A 5,109-nucleotide genomic window follows, 5' to 3' on the forward strand; every position below is an offset into this window, starting at 1 on the left:
AGTCGCCATTTTTATCATAGGCTTGCCCCAAATGACGAGCCGTCCAGCCGTCCATGAGTAGATTTGCCACGCCCGTATCATAGCCGATGACCGTGTCGCTCAAATCAGAATTTAGCACGGTGATGTTGGCAATACCGCCCAAATTTAAAATCACTCTCGCCCCAGTTTCCCCACCAAATACCGCCTGATGAAAGGCAGGCACTAAGGGGGCTCCTTGACCGCCTACCGCCATATCTCGTCTGCGAAAATCTGACACTACCGTAATGCCCGTTCGTTCTGCCAAAACATTAGGGTCAAGTAGTTGCAAACTAAACTGCCATTCAGGACGGTGGCGGACGGTCTGCCCGTGTATGCCAATGGCGATGATGTCATCGGGCAAAATGCCAGCTTTTTCAAGGAGTTCCGTTACCGCCTGTGCTGACAACTCGCCATAGAGCCGACTTGCCAAGCCCCAAAAGTCTAGCTCGCTAAACTTTTCAAACTCGCCTTGTGCTAGGGCGTGCGTGCCGCTTGGCGTGCAAAGGGCAGTTAGGATTTGATGAAGTTCTTTTGGGAAAGCCTTACTGTGCGTGGCAATCAAATTTACCTTTAAACCGTCAGTGTCATCAAATTGGCACAACACCAAATCAAGTGCATCAAGGCTTGTGCCACTCATCATACCAATATAAAGCCCATTTTGGCTGTCGTCCACCAAATCAAATTGGAGGTCGGATTGGGCGGAAATCTCGTTTAAAAACTCATCAAAATTGGCGGTCATTGTTATTGTTCCTAGCTAAAATTGGCGTAGATTGTAGCATATTTTGATAAACTTTAACACAAATACCCAGTTTCTGATTAAATTGTAACTAAAAATTTCAAAAACAATCAAAGAATGCCAAATGCTTATAATTAGCAATAATTTTTTACCAAATTGTTATACTATTTTGTTTGAATTAAACTATAATACCATCATCAGTTAAGTCAAGTACAGCATTTTAAAAAACTTAACTTGATTTTTTGTTATTTTTCACTTTTAGAGGTGTCATTATGAAAATCAAACTTCTCGCTTCTGTTTTTGCCCTTGTTGCGACAATGGGGGTTGCTCACGCCGATGACATGATGGATGCACGCAAGGCGGACGAGTCCACCGTCAACAAACGCCAAGTTACCTACCAATGCCAAGGCAAAAAGTCCATCAAAGTTACCTACGGTTTCAACAAACAAAACCAACCTACCTACGCACAGGCAACTTTAAATGGCAAAACTCGTTTTATGCCAATCAATCTGGCTCACTCAGACAATGTAGATACATGGTTTGGCAATGACAATAATTTTAATCTAAGCACACCTGCGATGACTTTGGCAAACTATCATAAAACCAGTATTGCAACCATTCAAGACCCAGCCAGCAACATTTTATACAAAGACTGTCAAGTTAAATCCTCAAAAAAAGTTCACTAATTTTTACCCCAAAATAGCCATACAATTGTATGGCTATTTTTTATTTTTTTATAAAATTTGTGTTAGAATAGGGCGATTTTATTTTGTTATGATAAAGGTATTTACAATGTCTAATTTTTTACCCCCCCAAGAACAACTTGAACTTTTAAAGCGTGGCGTGGTTGAAATTTATTCCGAAGAAGATTTATTAAAAAAACTCGCCCTCGGTCGCCCTTTGCGTATCAAGCTGGGCATGGACCCCACCGCCCCTGACCTACATTTTGGGCATACGGTGGTACTAAACAAACTGCGTCATTTTCAAGACTTGGGACACGAAGTCTTGTTTTTGATTGGCGATTATACCGCTCGCATTGGCGACCCATCTGGTAAAAACGCCACCCGTCCACCCCTATCCGAAGAAGATGTCAAAGCCAATGCCCAAACCTATGCCGAGCAAGTCTTTAAAATCCTAGACAAAGACAAAACCAAAATCGTCTTTAATTCCGAGTGGTTTGGCAAAATGTCGGCAGGCGATATGATACAGCTTGCCAGCCAGCTTACCGTCTCACGAATGCTAGAACGGGACGACTTTTCCAAACGCTACAAAAACGAGACCCCGATTGCCATTCACGAATTTTTATACCCCCTTGTACAAGGCTACGACAGCGTGGCGATGGACGCTGATGTGGAGATTGGCGGAACTGACCAGACCTTTAATGTGCTGATGGGGCGTACCCTGCAAGGGCGTTATGGTAAAGAACCGCAAGTGTGCCTGACGATGCCCCTACTAGAAGGCTTGGACGGTGTGCAAAAAATGTCCAAATCGCTTGGTAACTACATTGGCATTGCCGAACCTGCGGGTGTGATGTATCAGAAAATTTTGTCAATGCCTGACACGCTGATTGGTCGTTATTTTGAGCTTTTGAGTTTTAAGCCGATGAGTGAAGTGAACGCCCTGCTTGATGAAATGGCAAACGGTCGCAATCCGCAAGAGATTAAACGCATTTTGGCATTGGAATTGATTGAACGATTCCACGATAAAGAAAGTGCGGAGAATGCCCATAAATCAGCAGGGAATCGCTTGGCGGACGGAGAATTGCCAATTGATTTGCCAGAAGTTACACTAAGCGTTGATGGGGATAAACTGTTTATTGCCCAGCTATTAAACCAAGCAGGACTGGTTAAAAATTCGGCACAAGCCAAAGACGCTCTAAAAAATGGCTCGGTCAAAGTGGACGGAGCGGTGGTCGGTGCGGACTTTGCCGTAGAAAAAGGGCAAACGGTTGTGGTACAGGCAGGGAAGAAGGCGTTTGCCAAAGTAACTGTTGCCTAGGACACTAAATAGATTTTCCGTTACTTATGCCATCACAAGGTAACGGAAAATTCATTGAAGTTTATATTTATGTCGTCTCTTGCACGCCATTGGCAACATAAATACCTATACGTTCTCTTAAACTTCTTATTTCCTTTTTGAGCTTTTCTAACTCTTTGTTTGCTATTTCAATTTCTTTGTATTTTTGTTCAATTTTATAAAAAAGAACCGTTGTTTCTTCTTCATTATCTGGTTTGGTTTTTGATAATTCGTGGTTCTCAATTAAGGTTTTGTGTTTGTTTTGTAGTTGGGAGATGTGCGATTGTTGGTTTGCGATTGTTTGTTCTAATTTACCCACCTGTTCTCTCATATCTTTAAGTTCATTTTCTGCAACCCTTTCACTGGACAAGGAGGGAAACCAACCCTCAATTCTTTTTGGCTGATTTTTTCTTTCTTCAATATCTCGTTCAATATCCTCTTGGTCTTCACCATCAAGAAATCGTTGGATACGCTCTTCTTTTTCTGCCTGTCTTTCTTGCTCTTCTTTTTCTCGTTTTTGCTGCTCAATTTCACGCAATCTTGCTTCGTATTCGGCAAGACTTGCTCTAAATCCAGCTTTTTGTTCGCTGTCTAAATCACTTCTATTTAGAGCCTGTTTACAACGAGAAATGTTTGTTTTGACAGCATATTCATCAAGTTTGGCTAGATTTTCAGGAGTTACGCTATCATATATCATTTTAGGTACATGGCGAACCAAAGTGGTTAAGCCTGCGACAGCACCTTTGCCTGAAATTTCTGCAACCCCTGTTGCCTTATCCAAAATACTATCAGAATTTTTAATTTTTTGGATATAAGTTGCTTTTAAATTCTCAATGGAAAACATATAATATTCCCTATAAATAACCCCCAAATTTTTGGTTTGGAGGTTGGATTGTTTTTTGATACAATAGCAGTTAGAGTTGTCTTGGTTCGCCCGCAACAGACCATCGATAATCTGGGTTTTGTGACCTTGCTTGCGATAATGCTTCACTTTTTGCGCCACTTGATGATGAAGCTTCAACTGTAAACCATTTGGTAGCACTACTACCACTGCTATTTGGTTTTGTAAATCTTAAAAGTACGCTATATCTAGCCATAATAAACTCCAATTTAATTTAAAAAAGAAAAATTATTTTTTACGTTTTTATTGTAATGATTTATAATACATTTGTAAATTAACAGTTTAGACAATTTATTGTCCAATTTGGACAAAAAGTAAATTTTAGGTAGGTTAAAATGACCATTCAAGACAATATTCGCTGTGTAAGAGAATAACAAAATCTTACACAAGAAACGATGGCGGAGCAGTTAAATATGACAACGAGCGGTTATGCAAAAATTGAGCGTGGGGAAACGCAATTAAAATTTGAAAAATTAGAAAAAATTGCCCAAATATTTAATATGGACATTGTGGAATTATTGGAATTAAATAAAAGCGGTGATGTGGTTATTCAGTTGCCAAATAATACAGGAAGTAATGCAACCGCCAATTATTTCTTAAATGCCAATGAAAAATTATCATCAGAAATAGAAAAACTTAATTTGCAATTGGAACACCAAGTCCAATTATTGGCAAATAAAGATGAAATTATCAATGAAAAAGACAAGCAAATTCAAGCTCTAAATGATGTTATAGTTTTATTGAAAGAAAGTCAAAACAAGTGAATAAAAATATGACCGTAAAAACAGGCATCTACCGCCACTACAAGGGCAACCTTTACCAAATGTTGCACACCGCCCGCCATTCTGAAAGTCAAGAATGGTTGGTGGTGTATCGTGCCTTGTATGGCGACTATGGCGTATGGGTACGACCTTTGGCGATGTTTTGCGAAAGCGTAGAAATTGACGGCAAAACCTTACCTAGATTTGAGCTTATTAAGGAGTTACAATGACCGATTTTAGCATTACCGACCTTGTCGTAGGCGATGGCAAGCAAGCCGAACGCGGAGCGTTGATCACCGCCCATTATACAGGCTATTTGGCGGACGGTACGGTATTTGATAGCTCACATAAGCGTGGACAGCCCTTTGAATGTGTGATTGGCACAGGGCGAGTGATAAAAGGCTGGGATTTGGGCGTGCTTGGCAGTGAAATCGGAGCGAAATTCCTTGCCAAATGGGGCATTGAGATGACATTGCCCGACTTTTCCCCAATGAAAATTGGTGGCAAACGACAGCTTATTGTTCCTGCTCATCTTGCCTATGGCGAGCGAACAGTCGGACAAATTCCACCCAATTCAGATTTGACCTTTGAGATTGAACTTTTGGAAGTCAAAACTCGGGACTAAATCCCCAACAAAACCAACCACTTACAAACTTTCTCCCAAATCCCCCCAAAAA

Annotated in this window: 6 protein-coding genes and 1 pseudogene; 5 read left to right on the top strand and 2 right to left on the bottom strand. The window is 40.8% G+C overall.

Annotated elements, in window-relative coordinates; all coding sequences use genetic code 11:
• Window positions 1–757 (bottom strand): anhydro-N-acetylmuramic acid kinase (locus Q4B79_RS09505; RefSeq protein WP_303086178.1); only part of this gene is annotated, 757 nt, incomplete at its 3' end.
• Between the two features lie 269 nt (window positions 758–1,026).
• Between Q4B79_RS09505 and Q4B79_RS09510 the strand changes: the two genes are divergently transcribed.
• A complete protein-coding gene (locus tag Q4B79_RS09510; RefSeq protein WP_303086179.1) occupies window positions 1,027–1,440 on the top strand; it encodes an adhesin in 414 nt (137 codons plus the stop codon).
• Window positions 1,441–1,546: 106 nt separating this feature from the next.
• Window positions 1,547–2,752: a tyrosine--tRNA ligase gene (gene tyrS, locus Q4B79_RS09515; RefSeq protein ID WP_303086180.1), complete on the top strand. Its 1,206-nt coding sequence runs from the start codon at window positions 1,547–1,549 to the stop codon at window positions 2,750–2,752.
• A gap of 67 nt (window positions 2,753–2,819) precedes the next feature.
• Here tyrS and Q4B79_RS09520 read toward each other — a convergent pair whose 3' ends face one another.
• Window positions 2,820–3,791 carry a hypothetical protein gene (locus Q4B79_RS09520; RefSeq protein ID WP_303086181.1) on the bottom strand — a complete coding sequence of 324 codons (972 nt, stop codon included), beginning with the start codon at window positions 3,789–3,791 and terminating at the stop codon, window positions 2,820–2,822.
• A gap of 266 nt (window positions 3,792–4,057) precedes the next feature.
• Between Q4B79_RS09520 and Q4B79_RS09525 the strand changes: the two are divergent.
• From Q4B79_RS09525 to Q4B79_RS09535, 3 genes and pseudogenes are all read left to right on the top strand, one after another.
• Window positions 4,058–4,435: pseudogene (locus Q4B79_RS09525) on the top strand (helix-turn-helix domain-containing protein); the annotation flags it as partial.
• 8 nt (window positions 4,436–4,443) lie between these two features.
• A complete protein-coding gene (locus Q4B79_RS09530; protein WP_303086182.1) occupies window positions 4,444–4,662 on the top strand; it encodes a DUF1653 domain-containing protein in 219 nt (72 codons plus the stop codon).
• Complete coding sequence (locus Q4B79_RS09535) at window positions 4,659–5,057, top strand: FKBP-type peptidyl-prolyl cis-trans isomerase (RefSeq protein WP_303086183.1); 399 nt, start codon at window positions 4,659–4,661, stop codon at window positions 5,055–5,057. The genes Q4B79_RS09530 and Q4B79_RS09535 overlap by 4 nt, the downstream gene beginning before the upstream one ends.
• Window positions 5,058–5,109 lie beyond the last annotated feature (52 nt).

The sequence above is a fragment of the Moraxella sp. genome (assembly GCF_030525845.1).
Classification (GTDB): domain Bacteria; phylum Pseudomonadota; class Gammaproteobacteria; order Pseudomonadales; family Moraxellaceae; genus Moraxella.